This is a genomic window from Acidovorax sp. SUPP3334 (assembly GCF_030159055.1).
Taxonomy (GTDB): Bacteria; Pseudomonadota; Gammaproteobacteria; order Burkholderiales; family Burkholderiaceae_C; genus Paracidovorax.
Genome location: NZ_BQXQ01000012.1, coordinates 43,518 through 67,312, shown reverse-complemented (window position 1 = coordinate 67,312; position 23,795 = coordinate 43,518). Strand labels below are relative to the sequence as shown.

General features: G+C 66.1%; 31 protein-coding genes. All 31 read left to right on the top strand.

The genetic code is table 11. The features are described 5' to 3' along the window. Window positions 1–125: 125 nt before the first annotated feature. The 31 genes from AVHM3334_RS08955 (at window position 126) to AVHM3334_RS08805 (ending at window position 23,779) form a co-directional block, all read left to right on the top strand. Complete coding sequence (locus tag AVHM3334_RS08955; protein ID WP_284411524.1) at window positions 126–365, top strand: helix-turn-helix domain-containing protein; 240 nt, start codon at window positions 126–128, stop codon at window positions 363–365. Next, on the top strand, window positions 362–568 hold the full coding sequence (locus AVHM3334_RS08950; RefSeq protein ID WP_284411522.1) for a hypothetical protein: 207 nt from the start codon (window positions 362–364) through the stop codon (window positions 566–568). The genes AVHM3334_RS08955 and AVHM3334_RS08950 overlap by 4 nt, the downstream gene beginning before the upstream one ends. After that, window positions 565–792: a hypothetical protein gene (locus AVHM3334_RS08945; RefSeq protein WP_284411520.1), complete on the top strand. Its 228-nt coding sequence runs from the start codon at window positions 565–567 to the stop codon at window positions 790–792. Before AVHM3334_RS08950 ends, AVHM3334_RS08945 begins: the two co-directional genes overlap by 4 nt. Beyond that, window positions 792–1,022 (top strand): hypothetical protein, encoded by a 231-nt coding sequence (locus AVHM3334_RS08940; RefSeq protein ID WP_284411518.1) that lies wholly within the window; start codon window positions 792–794, stop codon window positions 1,020–1,022. The genes AVHM3334_RS08945 and AVHM3334_RS08940 overlap by 1 nt, the downstream gene beginning before the upstream one ends. Continuing rightward, entirely contained in the window at window positions 1,019–1,339 is a 321-nt protein-coding gene (locus tag AVHM3334_RS08935) for an IclR family transcriptional regulator (protein WP_284411516.1), read from the top strand. The genes AVHM3334_RS08940 and AVHM3334_RS08935 overlap by 4 nt, the downstream gene beginning before the upstream one ends. A 48-nt stretch (window positions 1,340–1,387) precedes the next feature. After that, window positions 1,388–2,284: a hypothetical protein gene (locus AVHM3334_RS08930; RefSeq protein WP_284411514.1), complete on the top strand. Its 897-nt coding sequence runs from the start codon at window positions 1,388–1,390 to the stop codon at window positions 2,282–2,284. A gap of 9 nt (window positions 2,285–2,293) precedes the next feature. Next, a complete protein-coding gene (locus AVHM3334_RS08925; protein ID WP_284411513.1) occupies window positions 2,294–4,066 on the top strand; it encodes an integrase in 1,773 nt (590 codons plus the stop codon). Beyond that, window positions 4,063–5,289, top strand: a complete 1,227-nt coding sequence (locus AVHM3334_RS08920) for an ExeA family protein (RefSeq protein WP_284411511.1) — start codon at window positions 4,063–4,065, stop codon at window positions 5,287–5,289. Before AVHM3334_RS08925 ends, AVHM3334_RS08920 begins: the two co-directional genes overlap by 4 nt. Before the next feature lie 2 nt (window positions 5,290–5,291). Further along, entirely contained in the window at window positions 5,292–5,675 is a 384-nt protein-coding gene (locus AVHM3334_RS08915) for a hypothetical protein (protein WP_284411508.1), read from the top strand. Beyond that, the gene (locus tag AVHM3334_RS08910) at window positions 5,672–6,292 is read left to right on the top strand and encodes an HI_1489 N-terminal domain-containing protein (protein ID WP_284411506.1); all 621 of its coding nucleotides are present in this window, start codon (window positions 5,672–5,674) and stop codon (window positions 6,290–6,292) included. The genes AVHM3334_RS08915 and AVHM3334_RS08910 overlap by 4 nt, the downstream gene beginning before the upstream one ends. Then, window positions 6,289–6,480 carry a hypothetical protein gene (locus AVHM3334_RS08905; RefSeq protein WP_284411504.1) on the top strand — a complete coding sequence of 64 codons (192 nt, stop codon included), beginning with the start codon at window positions 6,289–6,291 and terminating at the stop codon, window positions 6,478–6,480. The genes AVHM3334_RS08910 and AVHM3334_RS08905 overlap by 4 nt, the downstream gene beginning before the upstream one ends. A 12-nt stretch (window positions 6,481–6,492) precedes the next feature. Then, entirely contained in the window at window positions 6,493–6,753 is a 261-nt protein-coding gene (locus AVHM3334_RS08900; protein WP_284411502.1) for a hypothetical protein, read from the top strand. Window positions 6,754–6,764: 11 nt separating this feature from the next. After that, the gene (locus tag AVHM3334_RS08895) at window positions 6,765–7,292 is read left to right on the top strand and encodes a host-nuclease inhibitor Gam family protein (protein ID WP_284411500.1); all 528 of its coding nucleotides are present in this window, start codon (window positions 6,765–6,767) and stop codon (window positions 7,290–7,292) included. Next, window positions 7,289–7,678 carry a hypothetical protein gene (locus AVHM3334_RS08890; protein ID WP_284411499.1) on the top strand — a complete coding sequence of 130 codons (390 nt, stop codon included), beginning with the start codon at window positions 7,289–7,291 and terminating at the stop codon, window positions 7,676–7,678. Before AVHM3334_RS08895 ends, AVHM3334_RS08890 begins: the two co-directional genes overlap by 4 nt. Continuing rightward, the gene (locus tag AVHM3334_RS08885) at window positions 7,675–7,872 is read left to right on the top strand and encodes a hypothetical protein (protein WP_284411497.1); all 198 of its coding nucleotides are present in this window, start codon (window positions 7,675–7,677) and stop codon (window positions 7,870–7,872) included. Before AVHM3334_RS08890 ends, AVHM3334_RS08885 begins: the two co-directional genes overlap by 4 nt. Then, window positions 7,869–8,591, top strand: a complete 723-nt coding sequence (locus tag AVHM3334_RS08880) for an HNH endonuclease signature motif containing protein (RefSeq protein ID WP_284411495.1) — start codon at window positions 7,869–7,871, stop codon at window positions 8,589–8,591. The genes AVHM3334_RS08885 and AVHM3334_RS08880 overlap by 4 nt, the downstream gene beginning before the upstream one ends. Beyond that, window positions 8,588–8,884 carry a hypothetical protein gene (locus tag AVHM3334_RS08875; protein WP_284411493.1) on the top strand — a complete coding sequence of 99 codons (297 nt, stop codon included), beginning with the start codon at window positions 8,588–8,590 and terminating at the stop codon, window positions 8,882–8,884. Before AVHM3334_RS08880 ends, AVHM3334_RS08875 begins: the two co-directional genes overlap by 4 nt. A gap of 7 nt (window positions 8,885–8,891) precedes the next feature. Next, window positions 8,892–9,308: a recombination-associated protein RdgC gene (gene rdgC, locus AVHM3334_RS08870; RefSeq protein WP_284411491.1), complete on the top strand. Its 417-nt coding sequence runs from the start codon at window positions 8,892–8,894 to the stop codon at window positions 9,306–9,308. Window positions 9,309–9,522: 214 nt separating this feature from the next. Continuing rightward, window positions 9,523–9,765, top strand: a complete 243-nt coding sequence (locus AVHM3334_RS08865; RefSeq protein WP_284411489.1) for a hypothetical protein — start codon at window positions 9,523–9,525, stop codon at window positions 9,763–9,765. Window positions 9,766–9,767: 2 nt separating this feature from the next. Then, the gene (locus AVHM3334_RS08860; protein WP_284411488.1) at window positions 9,768–10,010 is read left to right on the top strand and encodes a hypothetical protein; all 243 of its coding nucleotides are present in this window, start codon (window positions 9,768–9,770) and stop codon (window positions 10,008–10,010) included. Next, complete coding sequence (locus AVHM3334_RS08855; RefSeq protein ID WP_284411486.1) at window positions 10,007–10,459, top strand: regulatory protein GemA; 453 nt, start codon at window positions 10,007–10,009, stop codon at window positions 10,457–10,459. The genes AVHM3334_RS08860 and AVHM3334_RS08855 overlap by 4 nt, the downstream gene beginning before the upstream one ends. After that, the gene (locus AVHM3334_RS08850) at window positions 10,452–10,847 is read left to right on the top strand and encodes a Mor transcription activator family protein (protein ID WP_284411484.1); all 396 of its coding nucleotides are present in this window, start codon (window positions 10,452–10,454) and stop codon (window positions 10,845–10,847) included. Before AVHM3334_RS08855 ends, AVHM3334_RS08850 begins: the two co-directional genes overlap by 8 nt. A gap of 88 nt (window positions 10,848–10,935) precedes the next feature. After that, window positions 10,936–12,114, top strand: a complete 1,179-nt coding sequence (locus tag AVHM3334_RS08845; RefSeq protein WP_284411482.1) for a peptidase — start codon at window positions 10,936–10,938, stop codon at window positions 12,112–12,114. A 28-nt stretch (window positions 12,115–12,142) separates the two neighbouring features. Next, on the top strand, window positions 12,143–13,078 hold the full coding sequence (locus AVHM3334_RS08840) for a major capsid protein (RefSeq protein WP_284411480.1): 936 nt from the start codon (window positions 12,143–12,145) through the stop codon (window positions 13,076–13,078). Window positions 13,079–13,113: 35 nt separating this feature from the next. Further along, window positions 13,114–13,533 carry a hypothetical protein gene (locus AVHM3334_RS08835; RefSeq protein WP_284411478.1) on the top strand — a complete coding sequence of 140 codons (420 nt, stop codon included), beginning with the start codon at window positions 13,114–13,116 and terminating at the stop codon, window positions 13,531–13,533. Next, window positions 13,523–13,849 carry a DUF2190 family protein gene (locus tag AVHM3334_RS08830; protein ID WP_284411476.1) on the top strand — a complete coding sequence of 109 codons (327 nt, stop codon included), beginning with the start codon at window positions 13,523–13,525 and terminating at the stop codon, window positions 13,847–13,849. Before AVHM3334_RS08835 ends, AVHM3334_RS08830 begins: the two co-directional genes overlap by 11 nt. Before the next feature lie 474 nt (window positions 13,850–14,323). Beyond that, the gene (locus tag AVHM3334_RS08825) at window positions 14,324–14,797 is read left to right on the top strand and encodes a phage tail terminator protein (RefSeq protein WP_284411475.1); all 474 of its coding nucleotides are present in this window, start codon (window positions 14,324–14,326) and stop codon (window positions 14,795–14,797) included. A gap of 18 nt (window positions 14,798–14,815) precedes the next feature. Beyond that, window positions 14,816–15,580 (top strand): phage tail tube protein, encoded by a 765-nt coding sequence (locus AVHM3334_RS08820; RefSeq protein ID WP_284411473.1) that lies wholly within the window; start codon window positions 14,816–14,818, stop codon window positions 15,578–15,580. 91 nt (window positions 15,581–15,671) lie between these two features. Next, complete coding sequence (locus tag AVHM3334_RS08815; RefSeq protein WP_284411471.1) at window positions 15,672–19,793, top strand: tape measure protein; 4,122 nt, start codon at window positions 15,672–15,674, stop codon at window positions 19,791–19,793. A 14-nt stretch (window positions 19,794–19,807) separates the two neighbouring features. Continuing rightward, complete coding sequence (locus tag AVHM3334_RS08810) at window positions 19,808–20,203, top strand: hypothetical protein (protein WP_284411469.1); 396 nt, start codon at window positions 19,808–19,810, stop codon at window positions 20,201–20,203. A gap of 3 nt (window positions 20,204–20,206) precedes the next feature. Then, entirely contained in the window at window positions 20,207–23,779 is a 3,573-nt protein-coding gene (locus AVHM3334_RS08805) for a hypothetical protein (RefSeq protein ID WP_284411467.1), read from the top strand. Window positions 23,780–23,795: the final 16 nt, after the last annotated feature.

The following is a 23,795-nucleotide window of genomic DNA, read 5'->3' as shown; positions in this document are numbered from 1 at the left end:
CTCTCCAAAATTCTCATAAGAGTTCACAAAAAATACCTTGACGTTGTGAATTCAAGTTCACATAATTCATTCAACGCAGCAAATCCCTGCTGCACCTAAACAAGTTAAGTGAAGGGTACCAGACCATGCACCCAGAAGAAATCAAAGCGGCCATCAGGATGATGGGCACCACGCCTGCGGCCCTGGCGGATGAGTTGCACGTGTCGCGCTCCATGGTGTCGCACGTCATCAACGGCAAGGCCAAGAGCGCCCGGATCGCAAGCCGAATCGTGGAGGTCACCGGGCACCCCGCAGACAAGCTCTGGCCACCCAAAGTGGCAGCGCCCAAGCTGCGCCGCGCGCGCACTGCTGGGGTGTCGGCATGAAGTCGTCCCAGCACATCTACAACGCGGAAATCCGCCGTTGCCCACGCAGCCCGGAGTGGAAGACAGGCGCCCTGCGCGGCCTGGAAAAAGCGATCGACGGCACCGAGCCGCAGCCCAGTAATTACCCGGCTGGCAGCGCACAAGACGACGCTTGGCGCGCCGGCTACGACTACGGCCTGGCCGAAGGCAAGGTGCAGCCATGACCCACACCCCCGAAATCGTTCGCCAGCCGGCAGGCCATGCCATCACGGGCCACCCCCGCGCGCTCAGCGTGCTGGTGGGCCGCGAAGACTGGCCTTGGCGCGATGACTTCGCGCCTTTGGATGCGCCATGCAACCTGCCCCAGGGTTCACACGAAGCCTGGGCTAACACCACCATGAACCACATCTACGTCGGCTTCACGGTGAGCCGGGACGGGACGTACTGATGCCGCGCGTTTCTGACTTTGATCGCGAGAAGGATCACCTTCTGTATTTCATGCGCACGCTACAGAAGGCGCAAAGCGCCGCTGAACTCCGTGCGCTGCTCATGGCAGACATGGGCTCGCTCTGGCATTCGTTCGACCCGATGACCATCGCCGCTTCCGTCGAAAACATGGGAGTTGGCTTGGCCCAACTGATGGATGACGATTTGGATTCAGAGGAGGCTCTGGCATGAGCGAAGCCCAAACCTCTCGTCTAGCGGCCAACGTGCGTAAAACCTGCGAGTTGCTGCGCCTGCTGGCTGGTCACGAACTGCTGGGCCTGGCACCGGGCGAAATCGCCAAGGGCCTGAGCGTGTCGCCCTCTTGGGTCTCCATCAACCTGCCCGCGCTGGAGGCCGAGACTGGCTTCGTCGAGCGCGTGAGCGGCGCCAACCGTTGGCGGCTGGGCGTTCCTTTTGTTCGCATCTCCTTCACCGTTTCCACAAATCTCAACCAAGCAAGGCGCCGGCTCGATGAGCTTGACCAGCGTTATGCCATTCCAAAAGACTGATTCATGGCCAAGAAACCTACCCCCGCGCCTGAGAGCAAAGAGCCGCCTATGAACGATGCGTTGATCCACCAAGACTTCCAAGCGCTGGATGCTGGTCGGGCCCTGCTGCAGGCCGATGCGCAGGAAGACTTGGCTGAATTGTGCGAGCTGGCAGGTGACGTGAAAGCCGTTCAGATGGCAGATATCACAGGCAAGTTCTGCGCCGCGGCGCAGATTCAAATCTTCAAAAAAATTAGGGAGTCCAAAAGAATCAAAGACTTACCGTTGCGTGATGCTGCGGGAGGTCTGCGCCGTGCGCAGACATTAGAGGAGTTCTGCCCCCTGGCGTTTGGTCGGAGTTACCGGGCGATGATGGAAGCGGAAGAACGATTCGACATCCTGGGGCAGGAAGCATACGAATCCGCGAGCCGCCTGGGCCTTAACCGCAATGCCCTGCGAGCCGCGCGCGCACTTGCCCCCGAAAAACTCGAAGTCGTCCGCGCTGCCATCGGCAACGGCAGCACAAAAGCTGAAGTGCTATCGGTGATCGAAGACCTCGCCGAAAAAGTTGAGCTGGCAGAAGCGGCCACCGCAGAGGCCAAAGCCGAGCTGAAGGCCAGTGAGGAAGTGCTGGCCTCCAAGAACAAGACCATCGACAAACTTCACCGCGACCTAAAGCGCATCGAGAAGCTGCCACCCAACGAAGCGTTAGCCGCTCTCAAAAAGGAAGCCTCCGCCATCGCAGCCGATGCCGAAGGCGCGATCCTGGGCGGACTGCGCCAAGCACTCGTCAAGCTCAGTGAGCACAGCGACACGGCGACCCAGCACGAGGTGTTCATGGCCGGGCTCGTCGGCCAGGTGCAAGCCCAGCTGAACGCCTTGCGCAGCGAGTTCAGCCTGCCCGACGTCAGCAATGCAGCCGACCAGCGCCTGGCCGCTGAAATGAGCGAGTGGGACAAGCCGTAAGAGCCTCCCATGCCACCTGTCACCCCACCCATCAACGAAGCGCTGGTGGCCGCACGTGTCGCCGACGCGGAGCGCGGCCGCAAAGGCGAGTTGATTGATGAACTGTGCGCCGCGACAGGCAAGTCGCGCGCCACGGTTTACCGGCAGCTCAAGGCCGCCACGGTCCGACCGCAGCGCCGCCAGCGCAGCGATGCCGGCGAGGTATCGCTGACACGGGACGAAGCCAAGCTGATCGCCGTCATGGTGATGGAGAGCATGCGCAAGAACGGCAAGCGCCTTTACACCATCGGCCATGCCGTGGAGACGCTCCGGGCCAACGGGGAAATCCGTGCCGACCGTACCAACCCGGAGACGGGCGAATGCAAGCCTCTTTCTGTCAGTGCCATTGCCCGTGCCATGCGGGTCTACGGCCTGCACCCCGATCAGCTGCTGCAGCCCGCCCCGGCGCGGGAGCTGCGCAGCCTGCACCCGAACCACGTCTGGCAGATCGACGCCAGCCTGTGCGTTCTGTACTACCTGGAAACTAGCAACCCGCTGGAAATGGGCCTGCAGGTGATGGAAGCGGCGAAGTTCAACAAGAACAAGCCGAAGAACCTCAAGCGCGTGGAAGACCGGCGTGTCTGGAGCTACGAGGTCACCGACCACAACAGTGGCGCCCTTTTTGCCACCTATGTCCATGACGGTGAGAGCGCAGCCAACATCGCGGAGAGTTTCATCGCCGCCATCCAGCAACGCCAGGACGACCCTTTCTATGGAGTGCCCTTCATCCTGATGATGGACATGGGCAGCGCCAACATGAGCGGACTGTTCAAGAACCTCCTGCAGCGGCTGCAGGTGCATCCCGAACCCCATGCGCCCGAGAACGCCCGCGCCACCGGCCAGGTCGAGAACGCCCGGAACATCCTAGAGCGCGACTTCGAAAGCGGCCTGCGCCTAAAGCCTGTCCACAGCCTGGAGGAACTGAACGCTCGCGTGCGCCGCTGGGTGCGCTGGTTCAACGCAACCCGCGTCCACTCACGCCACGGCAAAGCCCGTGCGCAACAGTGGATGACCATCCAGCCCGAGCAACTGCGCATCGCCCCCTCGCCCCAGCTGTGCCGCGAACTGCTCACGCACACGCCGGTATCCCGCAAGGTCTCTGACTTCCTGCGCGTGGAATTCAAGGGCGCCGAGTACGACGTGAGTGCCGTGCCCCGCGTCATGGTCGGCGAAAAGCTCATGGTCACCTTCAGCCCTTACCAGGCCAACGCGGTCCTGGTGGTGGATGCCGATGCCGAAGGCAAGGAAGTTCTGCACCCCGCGCCGCTGGTGGCCAAAGGGGAAGACGGATTCAGCCTGGGCGGTCACAGCAACGTCATCGGCGAGGACTACCGCCGCCATGCCGATACGCAGGCCGACGCGCACCGCAAAGAAATCGAGCTGCTGGCCATGGGCGCGACCACGCTTGAGGAGGCAGCAGCCAAAAGAAAAGCCAAGGCACTACCGCTCGGCGGCCGTGTCGATCCGGAGAAGCACATCGTGGACGCAACCCTGCCCAACTTCCTACCCCGCCGTGGCACCGAGCTCACCACCAACACCCGCATGGCCCAGGCCGAGCCCGAACTGCTCACCCATTTCGAAGCCGCCAAGGCACTGGTGGCCAAGGGCGTGGCCATGTCGCCCGAGCTCGTCGGCACGCTCAAGAGCCTGCACCCCGAAGGCGTGCCGGAAACCGAGCTCGACGCCTTGGTGGCGCGGCTCACGGTGCGCGCTGGTCTGCGCGTGGTGGGAGGTGCTCAGTGATCCCCGCATCCCTGTCCGTCCCCGTGATGCCGCCCCTGCAGCCGGTTCTGGCCGAGCTGGGCATCCAAAGCCGCGACCTCGCGCGCGCCGCCAACCTGTCGCGCAGCGCCGCCAGCCGATTGGTGGCCCATGGGCTGCTGCCCGCGCGCCGGGCCGGCGAAGTTCGCCAGCGCGTGGTGGATTACCTCAAGTCCCGCGGTGCGTCCATGGCGCATCTGCGCGAGATCGTCCTGCCCCAAAAGAAGTTGGCCCCGGAGTGCTTGCAACACGCCGAGGCCGCCCCCGTGAACCCAGAACCAACCGAACCCCTGGAGGAAGCACCGATGCTACTGCGAAACGAAACCCTCACCCCCGCCGCCCGCAAGCACTTCAAGCTGCTGCGCAGCCCCTTTGTGGACGACGTCCAGAGCCGCGAAGACGTGTTCGCCAGCCAGCATGGGCGTTACGTGCGCGCCGCGCTGCTGGACGCGGCCGTCAACCATGGTTTCATCGCCGTCGTGGGCGAGAGCGGTAGCGGCAAGAGCACCTTGCGCGAAGACCTGGAAGAGCGCATCCGCGAGGAGCGCCGCCCGATCATCGTGATCAAGCCCTACGTGCTGGCCATGGAACCCAACGACACGCGCGGCAAGCCCATGAAGGCCGGCCAGATCGCCGAGAGCATCGCCCGCACCCTGGCGCCGAACGTCGCGCTCAAGAGCAGCCCGGACGCCCGCTACCGGCAGGTCCACGATCTCCTCAAGTCCAGTCGCGCGGCCGGTTACTCGCATCTGCTGATGATCGAGGAAGCGCATCGCATGCCGCTGCCCACGCTCAAGCACCTGAAGAATTTCATGGAGCTCAAGGACGGCCTGCGCCGGCTGCTCGGTGTGTGCCTGGTGGGCCAGCCCGAACTGCGCGTCCTGCTGTCCGAGCAGAACCCCGAGGTGCGCGAGATCGTCCAGCGCTGCGAGCAGATCGTGATGGAGCCGCTGGACAACGACCTGGAGGGCTACCTCGCGCACAAGTTCGAACGCGCGGGCGCCAGGCTGTCCGACATGGTGGAGCCTGATGCGCTGGACGCGATGCGCGCGCGCCTCATCAGCATGCCGCGCGGCGGCCGTGCGAGCGATGCCGTGAGCATGTGCTTCCCCCTGGTGGTCAACAACCTCATGTGCCGCGCCCTCAACGCGGCGGCCATGACGGGCTGGCCCAAGGTGGACGCCCAGGTGATCGCGGGGTGCTGACCATGCCTGCCTATCTGACCACCATCACCCACACAGGTGGTGCGCAAGATCGCCACCTCGGCGTCTTCGATGACGCCGTGATCGCCGCCCAGCAGATGGCCCGCCAGTGCCCGGCAGCGCAACGCATCTGCGTAGAGACGTACAGCAGCTGGAAGGCGCGCCAGCAGGCTGCGCCATCGGTTCGCAATACCGAATCGGTGCAGCACAACACCCATTCCCTGCCCAGCGATGGGCTAGTGTTTGCGCCGGGCGTAGTCGAAGCCTTCGAGCCGGCCGCCAGTCGCTCCTGGGGCTGCTATGCCGCGGTGCTGGCCGCCGTACTGGCCCTGACGATTGGCCTGGCGATGCTGCTGGGCTACGTCAATGTGCGAGGGCTGCCCCTGTGACCAAGGCCCCCGAAAAGCTCGCCTGCCCGGTGTGCTCCGCCGAACTCACGTTCGAGCAGCTCCTGGGGCGGATGGAGTCGGACCGCACGTTCGACCGATTGACCAGCATCAGCGTGCCATTGGGCAACCTGGTCATGCAGTACCTGACCCTGTTCACGCCGCCCTCGCAAAGGTTGACCAACACGAAGAAGCTCCGCCTGATCGGCCAGCTGCTGCCCGGACTGGAGGCCAAGTCGATCACGCACAAGGGCCGTGAGTGGGCAGCACCTCTGGCGCACTGGGCACAGGCCATCGAGCAGATGCTGACGGCCCGCTCCATGGATCGCCTGACGCTGCCCATGACGAACCACAGCTACCTCTACACGATCCTGGCCGGCATGGCGGACAAGCTGGAGGGCCAGGCCGAGCAGCAGCACGAGCAAGAACTGCGCACCGGCCCACGTCGCGCCGCCACCCATGGCCCGGCCGCGGTGGGCGATGTACTGCAGCAGGCCGCGCCATCCGCAGCGCCGGCTCCGCGGCCTGCAGCTGCTGCGCCAGCACCGGCCGGCCTATCCCCCACGGTCCGCGCGATGCGGGCGCAAATCGACGCACGCAAGAAAGGCGAGCAGCCATGAACAAGTCCATCAACACCAAGGGCCGACCGCGCGGCAAGGTCCAAGCCCCACCCCGTCCGGAGGATGCCGTGCCGCCCGCCCAGTACGACCGCATGCGTGCGCCGGCATGGACCCGTAACCCCGCGCCAGCAGCCCGTGCAGGTGCTGACGATCACCGCCGAATCGAAAGCCGCGGCTACCGCTGCTGAGAGGACGTACCCATGCACCAACCACCATTGAGCAAGAGCGAGTTTTCGGAGCGCGCGGAGGTCATCGCGCGCCGAATCATCCAAGCGCTGGAAGGCGAGCAAGACGCCTTCCTGGTCCTGGAAGGACTTTCCCGTGTGCATCGTTTCGTCTGCATGCAGCTGCCAGCCGACGCGCTTGGTGCTGCCGGTTTCGCCATGGGTATTTATGCCGGCGAACTCATGAAAGCCAGTGCGACAGGCAAGGGCCTGGGCGCCAACAACCCCATCCACTGAAAGGAGCCGCCATGGCAACCCGAATCAAATCCAAGACCCTGGCCGCAGTCCCCCAGAGCAAGAACGACTGCGCCGAATCCATCCGCCTGATCGGCGACCTGCAGCGCCAGTTTGAGCGCGAACGCGCCACCATGAACGACGCGATCGCGGCGATCACTCAGCAACACCAGCCCGCGCTCTCTGATCTGGCGCAGCGGATCGAATCCCTGCAGGCGGGCGTCCAGGCCTGGTGCGAAGCGCACCGGGTCGAGCTGTGCGGCGAGGCCGACAAGCTGGGTAAGACGGCCAACCTGGTCACCGGCGAAGTGAGCTGGCGGCAACGCCCGCCCAGCGTCTCCATCCGGGGCGTCGAGCCGGTGCTTGATACCCTGCTGCGCATGGGCCTTGGCCGCTTCGTGCGCGTTAAGAACGAGCCCAACAAGGAAGCGATGCTGAACGAGCCCGATGCGGTGCGGGGCATTGCTGGGATCAACATCGTGACGGGCGTCGAGGATTTCATCGTCACGCCATTTGAGGCTTCGGCCGAGGTGACGCAATGAGCATGACAACTTTTTCCTCAGTCCAACTTGCTGCCTCTGCTGAGCTCGTGCGACTTGCAGCCGTAATCGCAGACAAAGTAGAAGATGGCACTCTCTTCGAGGCTGGCATCTACAGTCGCAAAGAGCTCGCCGAGGTGCTGCGCCGCGTTACAGCGGTCGTCAGCGCACCGGCCTCTAAGACATTCGATGATTTGCCTCTCGCTACGTGCTCTTTATCCATCGAAGAGCGCGCCAAGTGGATCAACGTGCTTGACCCGCTGCTCAAGTACGCGGGCCGCCCGGGCGACTGGGGCCGCGAGTCCAAACTGGGCCTACTCACGCAACGCCTGCTGCAGGTGCGGCAGGAGCTCACCCAAGGCGAGGTCAAGGAAGGCGGCACGGCATGAGCGCACCTACCAAGAAGCAACTCGCGGCGCGACACATCCGCCGCTTGAGAACCATGCGCGAAAGCGTTATGCAGATGGCTGAGCAGTGGGAGGATCTGGACCAGTACTGTGTCAACGAACTCGGTGGCTTGGCTGACTCCATCGAGACGGTTGCCCTTGCCCTGAAGGATGACGAGTCGGTGGAGGCTCCATGACCAAGTCACAAGACATACTGCCGCCGCGCCGCGCCTGGACGCCACACGAAGTGCGCCGGCTGCGCGAGCTGTATCCCGATCTGTTGGCGAGCACCCTTGCCCGCGAACTCGGGCGGCCGGTCGAGGCGGTGTACCGCAAGGCGCATCAGCTGGGTCTGTGCAAATCTGACGCCTTCATGGCTTCGGATATGTCCAGGCGCATCAATCGAGGGCACCAGTTGCCATCGATGGTCGCATCTCGATTCCAGCCAGGCTCGAGGCCGTGGAACAAGGGCGTCAAAGGGGTGACGGGCACTCACCCCAACACCCGCGCGACCCAGTTCAAGAAGGGCCAGTTGCGAGGTGCCGCGCGTCATAACTACGTGCCCATCGGCAGCGAGCGGATCTGCGCCGACGGCTACCTGGAACGCAAGATGACGGATGACCCGTCGATCTACCCGGCGCGACGCTGGGTGGCCGTGCATCGCCTGGTGTGGATCAAAGCCCATGGCGCCATCCCGGCCGGCCACATCGTGGTGTTCCGGCCTGGCAAGAAAACCGTGAAGTCTCAAGAGATCACGGTGGACCGGCTCGAATGCATCACGCGGGCCGAGAACGCTCGCCGCAACCACCCACGCAACAAGAGCCCTGAGCTTGCGCGTCTGGTCCAGCTCAAAGGGGCCATCACCCGCCAAGTCAATCGCATCGCCAGGGAGTCTGGCGAAGGAGCAAAAGCATGAGCACCGCAGCCGCCTCGCCGCACATCAGCCAATTGCGCCAGCACCTGCTGGACACGCTCGCCGACCTGCGCGACCGGGACAAGCCCATGGAGCCTGACCGCGCCCGTGCCGTTGCCCAGGTCGCTTCCGTGCTTGTGGACACAGCCAAGGTCGAAGTGGAGTACCTCAAGGCCACCGGGCAAGAGCGGGCCGGGTTCCTTGAAGAGCCGCCGACCGCCACCACCGCGGCGCTGCCCGATGGCTCGCCGTTTCCGAACGGCATCACTGCCGTGACCCGTCACGCGCTCAAGTGAGGAATCCATGATCAAGAACGCCATCATTTACCGCGTCACCAGCCTGCCCGCTAGGCTTGACCAGGTCGAGCAAGCCCTCGCCAAGGTGCCATTCGTCGAGTGCGGCGCCACGCAAGAAAAGTCCATCGGCTGGGTGCCGCCCCGCGGCGCTGAGCACGGCGCCATGGTGGACGACGAAGTGCGCGAGCACATCGCCGCCGGCAAGCTGCCCACCAAGCTCGCGATGACCTGGGACGACCGCGTGTCGTTCCTGCTGACCGACTGCCTGCAGGTGCGCAAGATCGCCTTCCTCGACTGCGTGTTCGACGGCACCAAGACCGACGAAGGCGGCTTCGATACCGACGTGGCCATCGCCACGGGCGAATTGGCGAAGCTGATTCCCGATCTGATCGAAGCGCTCGGCGGCGCAGGGAGCCGCGCATGACGATCCGTGTACGTCAGACCTCGCGCAGCACGACGATCCGCTTCACCGGGGCAGACGCTGACCGGGCTTTACTCGTACTCGCCGCCGCCATCGGGGCCAGAGGCACCGCCGACGCGCCAGAACCCGTCCCAAATCGTCCCAAAGCCGGCGCCGGGGCACCGGGTGCGGAAATGCCGCAAAGCGTCTCCGTGGCCTTCAAAACGAGGGGCCGCTGATGCGAGGTGCACTTGCCCTTGAAACGGCTGCTGCCGTGTTCGGAATGCTGGGGGCGATGCTCCTGGCCACGGCCTATCCGCCCGGGCTCGGATTCGGTGCGTTTCTGGTCAGCAATGTGGGCTGGCTGATCTTCAGCTTCAACAATCGCCACTGGCGCATGTTTGCCCAGCAGGCGGTGTTTCTGCTGACCAGCATTGTCGGTCTCTGGAACTGGTGGCTGGGGCCACTGTTACTGGGGTGAGCATGGCGCGACCGAAAAGTGAGATCGTCAACGGCGAAAAGCTGTGCCGCAAGTGTGGCGAGTCGTGGCCGGCCGACACGGAGTTCTTTTTCGGCGATCCCCGCGGCACGGGCGGGCTCTATCACTGCTGCAAAGCCTGCTACTACGAGTCCTATGCGCCCGACCGCCGCAGGCAGGTCGCGCCCATGACTGGCCCGCACCAGACGGATGGCATCGCATCGTTTTTGCACGGAGGGCTTGCATGATGACCGCGAACCACATCGCAGCCATCCACGTGCTCAAGGGCAAGCTGGCCCAAAGCGATGACGACTACCGCGTGCTCCTGCAGCAACTCACCGGCAAGACCAGCAGCAAGGCCATGACCGCAGCGGAGCAGCAGCGCGTGCGCGACCACATGCAGGGCCTGGCCGAGCGCCAGGGCCTGGTGCCGGCCACCACGCGCCGCCGCCCGCTGACCCGCGAGCAGTTCGACCAGGCCAAGAAGGCGGCCAGCCCGCGCGAGCGCAAGGTGTGGGCGCTGTGGCACCAGCTACACCGCGACGGCCTGGTCAACAACAAGAGCCAGGCCGCACTCGACACCTGGGTGCACCGCCAGGTCGGCGTGTCGGCACTGCGCTTCGCCACCGGGCCGCAGCTGGACACGCTGATCGAGGCGCTCAAGGCGTGGGTGGCACGGGGCGACGGCGATGCTTGATCTGGCCCAACTCGCCCCGTTGCACGAGCAGCTCGATCCAGGGTATCCGGAGAACCTCCGCACCGTGGCCAAGTGGCTGTTCGTGCAACTGGTGGAAGACGAGGAGACGGAGCCAACCCCGCAGCGCCTGCACAAGCTCGCCACCCTGGCGCTGCGGCAGACCGAGCGCCTGAGCGCGGAAGAAGGCGGCCGCAACTTCTACCTGGGCAAGGGCCTGCGCTACCGGGCCAGCCTGCGCGACCGCGAAATGTACGAGCGCTTCACCGGGCGCAACTACAACGAGCTGGCCCGTGAGTACCATCTGACCCCAACCCGCGTGCGCCAGATCATGGATGCCATGCTGCAGGACGATCTGGGCCGCCGGCAGGGCCGCCTCGTCTTGGAATAGTCCGCCTCGCCCGCGCGCGAGGCCACCCCTCGAAACGTTCAAGCGCTTGATTTAGGCGCAGCGGGCCTGCCGCGCGACATTGCGGTCCATGCCCCAAGTCGCCCCCGCCACCAAGCCCCTGCACATCTTCAAGCCCGGCCGCTGGACGACCGTCGCAGGCGAGACCATCGAGTTCGGCGATGCCGATCTGGCCGCCACCGCCGCCGCCTACGACCCCAAGATTCACAAGGCCCCCATCGTCAAGGGCCATCCCGCGCTTGACGCGCCTGCCCAGGGCTGGGCGGATCAGCTGGTTGTGCAGGCCCGCGGCCTCTACGCGCTGCCGTCCAAGGTCGACCCAGCGTTTGCCGAAGAGGCACGCACTGGCCGCTGGGGCACGGTCAGCGCCAAGTTCTACCGGCCCGATGCCACCAACAACCCCGTGCCTGGCGTGTGGTACCTGCGGCACATCGGCGTGCTGGGTGCGCATCCTCCCGGCGTCAAGGGCCTGGACGACCCCGAGTTCGGCGATGCAGACGACGGCTGCGTTTGCTTTGCGGAGGGCGTGGCCTTCGGCGAGTGGGACGCCATGACGACTGCCAATCTGCTGCGCAACCTGCGCGAGTGGGTTCTGGGCAAGTTCGGCCAGGAAGACGCTGACAAGGTGCTCCCCAACTACGACGTGCGCGCTCTTGAGCTGAGCGCTGCCGAGACGGTCAACGAAACCCGCCAGGCGCAAGGCCTGCCCGTGGCGTTCGCCCAAGGCGAAGCCTCCCCCACCGATCCACCACCAAAGGAGTCCGCAGTGACCGAAGAAGAAGCCGCGCGTTTGCGCACCGAAAACGAGGCCCAGGCACGGCAGATCGCCGTGCTGCAGGCCGCTGACAAAGAGCGCAAGCAGGCCGCAGTGCTGGCCGAGAACGCTGCCTTCGCCGAAAGCATGGCCGGCGAAGCACGCATCCCCACCGCCCTCAAGGGCCAGGTGGCGGCCATCGGCGCGCAACTGCAGGCCGCTCCCGACGTGGCGTTCGGCGAAGGCGCTGACAAGAAGCCGCTGCACCAGGTGTTCCGCGACCTGCTGCAGGCGCTGCCCAAGCAAGTGGAGTTCGGCGAGCAGGCCACCCGCGAACGTGCCGCGGGGGATGGCGCCGACGCCACCACGCCCGTGGAGTTCGCCGAAGGCGCCGACCCAGACCGCGTGGCCCTGGACAAGCGCATCCGTGCGCATGCCAAAGAGCACAAGGTGGACTACGCCACCGCGGCCCACGCCGTGATGCGCAACAAGTAACCGACCCCCATACCTCAAGGAGAAACACATGGGACGTTTGAGCAAACTGCGCGTGGTGGACCCGGTCCTCAGCGCGCTGGCCATCGGCTACAGCAACGCCGCCTTCGTGGGCGACCAGTTGCTGCCGTTCGTGACGCTGGACAAGGAAGGCGGGAAGATCCCGCGCTTTGGCAAGGAAGCGTTCAAGGTCTACGCGACCGAGCGCGCGCTGCGGGCCAAGTCCAACCGGATCAACCCGGAAGACCTCGACGGCATCGACGTCAGCCTGGACGAGCACGATCTGGAATACCCGATCGACTACCGCGAAGACGCTGAAGCCGCCTTTCCGCTGCAGGCGCATGCCACCAATCGCGTGGTGGAGGGCATCCGCCTGCGCCACGAAGCCATGGTGGCCGGCATGACCCAGAACCCGGCCAACTACCCGACGGGCAACAAGGTCGTCCTGTCTGGCACGGACGTGTTCACCAACGAAGAAAGCGACCCCGAGGGCGTGGTGGACGATGCCAAGGCCGCCGTGCGTAACAAGGTGGTCAAGGAGCCGAACACCATGGTGATCGGCTACAAGAGCTGGCGCGCCCTCAAGCGCCACCCCAAGCTCAAGGCGATCCTGAGCGACACACGCTCGCGCCTGGTGCAACTGGCCGACCTGCGCGAGATCTTCGAGATCGAGAACATCGTGGTGGGCAAGGGGGTGTATGCCACCGATGCGGGCGCGGTGACAGACCTGTGGGGCGGCACGCTGGTGCTCGCCTATGTCCCCACCGCTGCCCCGGCCGCTGCTGGCGATGCACCCGTGCGCTCGGCCTACGAGCCCAGCTTCGGCTACACGCTGCGCAAGAGGGGCAATCCGGTGGTGGACACCCGCACCGAAGACGGCAAGCTGGAAATCATCCGCAACACGGACATCTTCCGCCCCTACATGCTCGGCGCGGAAGCGGGCTACCTCGTGGCGGGAGCGGCTTGATCATGGCCACCGCAAAGAGATCCACCCCGAACTCCGTGGCCGCCGGTTCGACCGCTGACACGCAAGGCGCAGCCGATGCCAGTACCACCCCGACCGAAGGCGCCCCTGCGGCCCAAGACGCCAGTACCGCGCCGGTGGCCCAGGCGGCCGGCACGGCAGCGCTGGAAACGCCGCAGAACGGGCAAGCCAGTGCAGGCGATGGCCCGATCGGCCGCGACCTCGGCGAGTCGAGTGACTCGGGCGACCTGGGCGGCGCGCCGGCAGTAGCAGGCGATCCACCGGTGCCTGGTCGTGAAGCCTTCGGCATGCGCACCTACATCGTGGGCTCGGTGCCCATCCGCCACAACGGCCGCGTCTATGGCGTCGGCTACGACATCGAACTGTGGGGTGCCGAGGCGCAGCGCCTGGCGGGCCTCGTGATTCCGATCCCTGAAGGAGCAACCCATGTTGACTGAGAAAATTCTCATGGCCACCTCGGTGCTGGCCACCGGTGCGCTGCAGCGCTTTCGCTTTGCCAACTTCGCGGGCGCCACCGCGGTCGCCACCGATCCGGCGCTGGGTGTGCCCAACACCAACTACGACATCGGCGAGCAAGCCGGAGTGAGCACGCACGGTGAGATCCTGGTGGAAGCCGGCGGGGCGATCGCGCTGGGTGCCCAGGTCCAGCCGGACGCGCAAGGCCGGGCCATCACGCTCGCCAGTGGCGCAGCCTTTGGCCGTGCCCGCGATGCGGCGACGGCCGCTGGCGACCTCATCCGCGTACAGCGCTGAAGCCTGGTCCCACGATGGCCGCCTATGCCACCTTGACCGACCTGGCCAACGCCGCCACCGATGGCTGGCGCGAGCTGGCACAGCGCGGCGCTCCGGAAGCAGTGCTGGACAGCGCGCTACTTTCGGTAGCGGCCGGCGGTGGCGACACTAGTGCCTGGGAGCCCGAGGCGGTGGCGGTTGCAGCCGCCGCCCTGGCTCGACTGCAGGACGCACTGGATCGTGCCAGCCGCCATGCCGACACCTACCTCTTCCCGCGCTACCGCGTGCGCATGCCGCTGCCGGATGACCTGGTGAAGGGCAGCAGCCTGCCCAGCGCCGTCGCGGCGATCGCGCTCAAGCGCTTGTATGGCAGTTCCGTGCCCGAGGATCTGCGCCGCGGCGCAGCCTGGGCGGCACCGATACCGAGGTGGCGCAACCCGCCGGCCACATGGTCACCCGCGCCCCTGGTAGCGCCTTCGACTGGGGGGCCTATTGATGGCCACCGCCCCGGTCGTACCGGCGCATCCCAACAACTTCCTGGAGCCCGAGCCGCACATCGTGGATCGGCTCAAGGAAGCGCTCAAGGGGCTGCAGCCAGCCGTGCACGTGCTCACCGCCACCGACCTGTCCGGCATCAAGGAAGAGAACCAGCCCACGCCCGCCGTGCATGTGGTGTGGAACGGCTTTCGGGTGCTGGAAGCGCGGGCCGATGGGGCGGCCGCCCGGCTGGACCACACCTGGCTGATCGTGGCAGCGGTGCGCAACGTCCGCACCCTCAAAACGGGGGAGGCCGTCCGTGCCCAGGCCGGCGAGCTCGCAGCCCGTGCCGGTGCCGCCCTCATGGGCTATCGCCCCCCCAACGTGGCCGGGCCGATGCGCCTGGCACCCGCACCAGGCTCCGGCATCAGCGCCGCGGGCTTCATGTATCTGCCGCTCGCCTTCCTGGTCGAGACGGTGTTTCAACGCTGATTTTTTACAGGAGCCACCATGGCCATCGAAGTCACCAAGCAAATCTACAAACCCAGCATGACGGTGGGCCAGGTCTACGCCCGCGCCTACGGATCTACCGTGCTGCCCATGCCAGTGGGCAACGTCCTTGAGCTGGGCCTCGAGCACAGCGAGGACGTGCAAACCCAGGAAGACATGACAGCGATCGGGGGCGGCACCCACGCTGAAGTGAGGCGTGTGAAGGAGGTCAAGATCAAGGCCAAGTTCGCGGACCTGAACGTGATCAACCTGGCGCGCAGCGTGCTTGGTACCGTCGAATCGATCGATGCTGGTACCGAAGCCGATGAACCACATGTCGCCACCCTGGGTGGCCTGCTGCCGCTGCAACACATCAGCCCTACGGCCGTCGTGCTAAAGAAGGGGGCGACCGCTGCGGCAGCGGCCGTGGTGGACATGGCCGGCAACTATGAGGTGCGGCCGGAAGGGGTCTTCCTGCTGGCGGATGCCGCGGATGTGGCCAGCGCCGACAAGCTCTGGGTCAGCTACAGCTACGGGGAATACGCAGCGATCGAGGCGCTCACCACCAAGGCCGTGGAGCTGGAACTGATCTTCGGTGGACTGAACGAGGCAGACAGCGGCAACCCGGTGGTTGTGAACATCTTCCGGGCCAGCCAGGGCATCACGAAGAACCTGACCTTGATCGGCAAGGGCTTCAATGCGCTGGACGTCGAGGGAACGGTGCTGATGGATCCAACGAAGTCCGGCGCCGGCATCAGCCGCTACTACCGCACCCGCATGGGTTGATCGCACCGCGACGGCACCTGGGCCGCCCGCCGCAGTTCCAGGCGGCGCGCGGCCTTCTCTGTTCCCCCTCCCGCATCCCTGACCTCCTGCCATGGCCAACGAAAACGAGATCGAATTTACCGTCCGGGTGAAAAACGCCGGACTGGGCGAACTCGCCAACGACGTGGCCAAGGTCGAGGACAGCACCAAGGAGCTGGGGTCGGCCGCCACAGCCGCAGGCACCGGGTTGGACAAGCTCGGCGATGCGGCTGGCCAGGCGGGTGGAGGCCTGGACCAGTTGGCCGCGGCCGAGGACAAGGCACAAGCCAACAGTGCGGAGCTGGGCAGCAGCGCCGCGACCACGGCGCAAGAGGTGGACGGCGTGGGCCAGGCTGCGGCGCAGGCAGGAGGCGGCCTGCAGCAGCTGGCTGCGGCCGAGGGACAGGCCAGGCAGCAGGCAGCAGATCTGGGCGCGGGCAGCAGCGCCGCGGGCCAGGCCGTGGCCGAGCTGGGCGCAGATGCCCAGCAGGCGCAAGGCGGCATTGGCCGGCTGACTACCGCCGAGGCCCAGGCTGAAGCGCAAGCGCATGCACTGGGCACCGGCTCGCAGGCCGCGAGCAAAGGCTTGGCTGACGTTGGCCAAGCCTCGGACAAGGCCGGCAGCGAGCTGGCGGAGCTCGCCACGTCGGTGGACGCGAAAACCCGCGCCATCAAGGCCGGACTGCAGGTGGACCAGTCCGAGATCGAGTTGCAGCGCCAGCACCTGGTCCTTGCGCGCGAAGAGCAGCAAGGCCGGCTGCAGACCGCCCAGGCGCTGGGCGACCAGGCGGCCGCCATACAGGCGCAGAACCGGCTGCGGCAGATCGAGTCGGACCAGCTGGCCCTGACTGCCCGGGGTCTGCGCGCGGAGGCCACTGCGGTCGCTCAGGTGGCGCAGGCACGGCGCGAGCAGTTGTCGGCACTGGGCCCACTGACCCAGGCGCAGAGTCAGGAACTCCAGGCCGCAGACAACACCGCGCGGGCGCTGCGGGTGCAGTCCGCTGCCACCGACCAGGCCGCGCAGCGTGCTCGCGAACTCGGAGCGGCGAGCGAGACGGCCGCGGCTGGCCAGGTGAAGATGGGCAACGAACTGGCCCAGGCCACGCAGATGCTCACCCGGTTTGCGGCAGGTCTTGGGGTGGTGCTCAGCGTCAAGGAAGTCGGGCAGATCGCCGACCAGTTCAATAACCTGCAGTCGCGCATCAAGCTGGTCACCGGAGAAGGCGACAACTTCACCCGCAGCTGGCAGGGCGTCACCGAGGTGGCGCTGCGCACGCACAGCGCCCTCGAAGACACGGGGGTGCTCTTCACCCGCCTGGCGCAAGCCGGTAAGGATGCCGGGCTGTCCACGGCCCAGGCGAGCGCGCAAAGCCTGGCGCTGACCGAGACGATCAACCAGGCCATCCAGCTGAGTGGCGCTGGCGCCCAAGCCTCCAGCGCCGCCATCACGCAGCTGGTGCAGGGTCTGCAAGGCGGCGCGCTGCGGGGCGACGAATTCAACTCCGTCATGGAGCAAAGCCCGCGCCTGGCGCGTGCCCTGGCCGATGGGCTGGGCGTCACCACCGGCGAGCTGCGCAAGATGGCCGAAGCCGGCCTGCTCACCAGCGACACCGTCATCAAGGCGCTCAAGGGCCAAAGCCAGACGGTGGCCGGCGAGTTCGCCAAGCTGCCGCCCACCGTGGGCCGCGCCTTGCAGGATCTGTCCACGCAATGGACGCTGTACGTGGGCGAGACCGACAAGGCCACGGGTTCCAGTGCACTCGCGGCGAAGGGGATCGAGGCGCTGGCAAACAATCTACGGACCGTTGCAGGCTTGTTGATTGATGCTGGGCAGGCGGTGGCAGCGTTTACTGCGCTGCGCTTGGCGCAGCATTTTTTGGGCATCGGCGCGGCAGCACAAGGGGCGGCGACTGCAACAACAGGGAGCACCGCCGCCACTGCAGCAAACACCGCTGCCACAGTGCAAAACACTGTCGCCATCGTTGCCAACGCTGCAACAAAAGTAGCCAACACGGCAGCGACCAGCGCCAATGCCACAGCCAATGCCGCTGCGGCTTCGAGTGCGAACCGGTTTGCTGGTGCGTTCTCAGGGCTAGGCGCACAGGTGCGCGCCGCCTCGGGAGCGGTATCTGCTGGCACGGGTGTCCTGGGGCGGTTCGCGGGGATGCTGGGTGGCCTGCCTACTTTTGTCTTGGTTGCCATCGCCGCGAACTTCAAGGACATCGGCACCTGGATCGGCGAGAGCGCTGCAAAGCTGGCGGGTTACAAGGACCGCACGGAGGAACTCGTCCGGGCGGAGAAGCTGCAGGCGGACATCGCCAAGGAAGCGGCCGCAGATCGGGAGCGATTGGCCGTATCCATCCAGGCAGCAATTGACCGCACGTTTGATCTTTCGAAGGCAGCGCGTGCCAGCGTGGCCGAGTTTGAGCAACTCACCAAAGAAGGCAACAGCACAGCCGAGGCCTTGAAGAAGGCCACGGACTCGTTCGACCTGACGAAAGTCCAAGGCATTCGTGACTTCTCTGCGGTACTGGAAAAGCTCTCTGCCGATGGAAAGATCACCGCCACCGAGTTGCAGGCGGCTTGGGCGCAAGCGCTCAATGGCAAGGATTTGGCCGACTTCGAAGTGAAGGCGCGGCTGGCATTCGGGGCAGCGCAGGCAGAGGCCGAGAAGGCGGCAGTTGCGGTGCAAGCCGCAATCGCACGTGGTGTGTCTGGCGATGAGTTCACGGCGTTGAAAGCGAAGTCGGAAGCGGCGTTTGCGGTGCTGACCCGGGAGAGTTCGCGGGCTGCGCAGTTGATGGACAGCTTGCTGCGCGAGGCTGTGCGTCGAACCGGCCTGGAGTTTGACCAGCTTCAGGGGAAGATCGGAGCGGCTTCCCGTAGTGCGATCAACGATGTAGAAGCCATCGTGAATGGGCTGGATAGCCTCAAGGCGCAGGGAGTAGATACCGGTCGGGTGCTGGTTGCAAGTCTGTCCAAAGCGATCGAAACGACCGATGGCCAGGCTGCGATCGACAACCTGCGCGGTCGTATCGAGCAACTGCGCAAAGTGCTCGGAGACAAGATCACCGACGGGCTGCTTGACCAGGCGCGGGAGAAAGCCAACGAGCTGAAAGATGCCATGGACAAGGCGACTCCGGCGATCAACAGCGTGCGAGAAGCAATGAAGCAACTCGGCATCACGTCCGATGAGTCGCTCAAGAAAACCGCGACGAATGCCAAGGATGCCTACGACACATTGACGGCCAGCGGTACGGCCAGTGCTCGCGAGCTCGGCGAGGGCTTCAAGAAAGCAGCCGAGGCGGCCATCGCTGCCAACAAAGGTATTGCACCCGCCTGGGTTGAAGGCCAGGCCGCCGTGCGTGGCTTCGAAGTAGTCATCGACAGCGCCGGCAAGAGCACGCTCAAGCTGCGCGACTCGCTCGCGGACGTCGCAAACTCCAGCAATCGCGCGGCAGGCAGCATGGTGAAGGACTGGACTGGCGTCGGCTCCTCGATCAACGTTGCGAGCCGTGCCCTGCAGGAGTACCAGCAACGCATGGCCGAGAAGTACGGACGTCCGGGCGAAGGTGACAAAGGCTTGTTCGAATCTGGCCGGCGCAGCACCCGTGGAGAGGAACTGAGTCCTGGCGTCCAAGAAGTGGGCACGGGCGGCTACCAGTTCCGCAACAAGGACGGCATGACGTCGGATGCCAAGGGCAACGTTCAGCAGCAGTGGGTATGGACCCGCGCCGCCATCATTGACTACCTCAAGCAGGCCGGTATGGACGAACTGCTCGCAGAGCGCCTGGCCGCTCAGTTTGTCCAGCCCGACGGCTCCGTGCCATACGTGGCCAGCGAAGCGCAAAAGAAATGGGGTGGCCCATCTTCCACCCTGGCCGAGGCGCTGGGAAAGATGGTGGATTACTACCAGTACGGCAATGGCAAATCAGAAGCCAACACCATGCTGGAGTACGAGCGCAACAAGAACAAGACGCCCTCCACCAGCCCGTCGCCCGCTCCATCGCCAACCCCGTCGCCCGCGCCAGCCCCAGGCACCGGCGGCGCCACCTACGTCAACAACATCACGATCAACGGCGCAGGCGACTGGGGCGTGGTCCGCGGCACCACGCGCCACGTCGATGCCCAGAGCGCTCAGACCGAGATCGATCTGCTGCGCGACCTCGCCCAGGCCAAGGGCGCCGCCATCTGAGGCACTGCAACACCATGATCACCCTCACATACAACGGCACCACGGCCCACATCAGCGATCGATTGCAGTGGACCGACGAATTCGGCTGGAGCCCGGTCGATCAGGCCACGGCCTACAGCACCACCGGCGCGCTGCTCGTGGACGTCGCCGTCAAGCAGGCTGGCCGGCCCATCACGCTGGTCGGTACCGACACCGCGGCCTGGATCACCCGGGCGCTGTGCACCACGCTGCAGGCCTGGGCCAAGTTGCCCGGCATCGAGCTCGACCTGGTGCTGCGCGGCGACACCTACCGCGTGATGTTCGACCACGGCGCGGGCGGCTTCCAGGCCCAGCCGATCCACAAGCTCGAGGACGGCGAGATCACGCCCGAGCTGCTCTATCTCCCCACCTTCAAGTTTTTCGAGGTCTGAACCATGCCCATCCAGGACGGTGACATCCACCTTTTCTCAAGCCGCGTCATGGCCGACGTGCCGGAGGGCGGCGGCGGGCCGACCGGCACCGTGATCCCCTATGGCGGCAACAACAACATTTTTTTGGACGTCACGGAGACCGATCGCGCTGGCGGCAACGTGTCCATGCGCCAGCTGCACGTGGGCGTCCTCACGCCCAACACCGACGTGTACATGGGCAGCAACATCGTGCTGTCGCAGCTGCCCACCGATCCGCAGGTGAGCATCACGCTCGCCAAGTGCGGCCTGTTCGCGCGGCGCACCGAGATCGCCGCCGCGATCGCCGCGTACCTGATCGAGGGCACCCAGTGGTCGGGCTACCTGCTGGAGGACCACGTGGTCGGCATGCGCTCTATCCAGATCTTCCATCGCCCCGGCACACCGTCGCCGGACATCGGGCGCACCCTCGTGCTGACGTATCAGGCAGGCACGCCGACCGAGCGGGTTCAGTTCGTGCGCGTGACGCGCACGGAGACCGAGCAGCGCACCTACACCTACGGTTCCAGCGGCGGCTTCGTGGACTATCAGGGCGCGGTCACCAAGGTGGACCTGACCGACGCGCTGCGCTATGCCTTCCCTGGCTCGCCGCCATCGCGCGAGTACGCTCCTGCTGCCGGCAAGGCCGTGATCCGCGACACCACCGTGGCCGATGCAGCGGTGTACTACGGCGCATCGCCCCTTGCGGCGCCCGCCGCGCTGGGCGACTCGGTGGTGCGCGTCGCCAGCATCTACACCCAACTGGTGCCCAGCTCGCGCACCGAGACCACCGCGCTGGACCAGCGCCCTGCAGCGGAGCGCACGATCGTGCTGGCCGAGGCACCCCGCCGTGTGGAAGTCGCCGTGGCGGCCCACACCCAGCGCGTCAAGATCGGGCAGAGCAACCGCGGGTTTTCATACGTCGCGATGCTCAAGCCGCTGCCCGAGCCCGGCACCGTGGTCATCAGCTACCGGGCACTCGGCAACTGGTACACGCTCACCGACGACGGCACCGGCGTGCTGGCCGGCTCGGGATCTGGCCGGGTGATCTACGCCACCGGCAGCGTGGACATGACTCTGCTGGCAATGCCGGACGACGCGAGCAGCATCCTCATCCAGTGGGCCGAGCGCGTGGGCTACAACAACCGATCGGCACAAGGCGCGCAGGTGCGGGCGCCGGAGTACTCGTGGACGCTGGCCCATCCGGGCGCCACCCCGGGCGCCGTCACCATCACCTGGCTGTCCGGCGGTCAGATGCGCACCGCCACCGACAACGGCGCCGGCAAGTTCGCTGGCGATGCGGCCGGCGAGATCGACTACCCCAGCTCCAGCATCTTCCTGCGCCCGGCCGCCATGATCGACGCGGGCGGGTCGTTTTCCACGAGCTACACGGCGGCATCAATGCAGGAGGAGGTTTTTACCGGGCCTGCCTTGGACCCGACTGGCTCGGCCACGATCACGCTGGCCCAGCAGCCCATCGCGGGCAGCATCGAGGTCGCATGGTCCACGGCGCAGGAGGTGAGCAGCACCAGCGGCGCCAAGCTCACCAGCGCCAGCATGTCAAAGGCGCCCGAGGCGATCACCGCCTTGAGCTGGATGGAGGAGCCACTTTGGGAGCGCTACGGCAACCTGGTCCCCGGCATGGCGGTCGAGCGCAAGGTCATCGACGGCCGGCCGTATGTCTCGGGCTTCCTCAACGTGATCGGCACGCTGAACACCACAAGCCGCTACAGCCGCACGTCGGGCAGCGACACCACGAACTCCAACCGCGTCATCACGCTCCATCGCGCCACCGATGACGGCGCGGGCGGCTTCGTGGCGGGCCTGGGCACGGTAGCCTATGCGGCCAAGACCGTGGTGCTCAAGCTGGTCAGCTACAACAAGACCACGGAGAGCTACAGCAGCGACTACGAGGACGCCCAGGAGTTTGACCGGGTGGCATCCACGTCTTCGTCCGGCAGCAGCTCCAGCAAAGGCGGTGAGTACAGCACCGCCGCTGTGGGCGAACAGATGCTGGGCACGGTCATCGTGCGCTACAAGGTCGCGCCGCTCGCGCCCGATGCGTACGAAGAAGAATTCGCGCCGCCCGAAGTGGTGATCGACCTGTGCCGCTACACGACGGATCGCATCGTGCCAGGCAGCGTGCGCATCGTGTGGATGGGGCAGAACTACGACGACTTCGAAGGCGTGCTGTACCGCGGCCGCACCAATGCCGCGCCTGGCGTTGTGAGTGGCACGGTGGACTACGGCCGGGGTCTCGCCCGCATGACGGACTACGTGGTGGCGGGTGCCCCGACCGCCTTCGCCCTTGCCAGCCTGTGGACCCAGCGCAGCGCCTGGAACACGGCGAGCGTGTTTTTCCGGACGCAGAGCGCGCCGATCAAGCCGGGAGGCCTGGTGCTCACGCTGCTGGACCTGCAGGGCAATGCGCTCACGGCCACGGCGGGCCTGGATGGCAACTTCACGGGCGAGCACATGCGCGGCCGGATGGACTACGAGGCCGGCGTGGGAGAACTGCAGTTCGGCGACTTCGTTCCCGACGCGGACCTCACCCCCGCGCAAAAGGCCGAGTGGTGGTACCGCGCGGCCGACGTGGGCGCGGTCGAGGCTGGCAAGATCTGGCGCCCCTGGCCCGTGGACCCGACCACGCTGCGGTACAACAGCGTGGCGTATTTCTACCTGCCGCTGGACGCGGACATCCTGGGCCTCGATCCCGTGCGCCTGCCGCCCGATGGCCGGGTGCCGATCTACCGGGTGGGCAGCTACCTGGTGGTGGGCCACACCGGCACCGTGCCGGCGGCCACGTACGCCGCGGGGCAGACGGTCTCCGCGGCCCGCACGCGGCTGTCTCGCGTGCACCTGGTCGGCGCCGACGGCAAGCTGATCCAGGCCGGCTGGACGGCGGATCTGGACGCCGGCACCGTGCAGATCGTGGACCCTGCCACCTGGGTGCAGCCGGTGCGGGTGCTGCACCGCATCGAGCAGATGGTGCGGGCGGCCGACGTGCAGATCGACGGCACGATCAAGCTCACGCAGCAGCTTTCGCACGCGTTCCCGGCTGGGACTGTGGTGTCCTCGGCCCTCATGTCCGGCAACCTGGCCGCCCGCGCGCTGCCGGTGTGGGACCAGCTCAATTGGGACGGCGTGACCTGGCTCGATGCCGTCGGGCCCGCGGGTCCGGCACCGGCGACCTACAACGACGGCGCTTTCCCCGTGCAGGTGACCAATGCCGGCGCGCTGACCGAGCGCTTCGCGCTGCGCGTGCTGACCGGCGGCACCGACGTGGAGGTGATCGGCGAGCACGTGGGCAACGTCGGCACGTACAGCCGCAACACCGACATCGCTCCCATCAACCCGATCAGCGGCGCGCCTTACTTCACCTTGCGGTCTGCGGGCTGGGGCAACGGCTGGGCGGCGGGCAACGTGCTGTTTCTGCCCACCGTGGGCGCGTATTACCCATTCGCCGCCATCCGAGCGGTGCAGCCCGGTGTGGCGAGCGCCATCGACTATTCCTTTGAGCTGCTGCCCCGCGGCAACGTCGATCGTCCACCCTCGGCCTGAGCCCTTCCCATCACCA